The sequence below is a fragment of the Faecalibacterium sp. DFI.5.82 genome, from assembly GCF_029076575.1.
GTDB lineage: Bacteria > Bacillota > Clostridia > Oscillospirales > Ruminococcaceae > Faecalibacterium > Faecalibacterium duncaniae.
Genome location: NZ_JARFIS010001237.1, coordinates 1 through 206 on the forward strand (window position 1 = coordinate 1; position 206 = coordinate 206).

Sequence of the window (206 nt, forward strand, 5' to 3'; positions counted from 1 at the left end):
CTCGGTTTGCCCTCTTCCGCGTTCGCTCGCCACTACTTACGGAATCTCGTTTGATGTCTCTTCCTCGCCCTACTTAGATGTTTCAGTTCAGGCGGTTCCCTCAATACACCTATTTTAAATTTCAGTGTATTGTACCTGAGTATGAACCCAGGTGAGTTTCCTCATTCAGAAATCTCCGGATCAATGCTTATTTGCAGCTCCCCGAA

The 206-nt window shown here is 46.6% G+C and carries 1 rRNA gene; it reads right to left on the minus strand.

Annotation, left to right across the window (positions count from 1 at the left end):
- Positions 1-206 (minus strand): 23S ribosomal RNA (locus tag P0G09_RS20870); the annotation flags it as partial.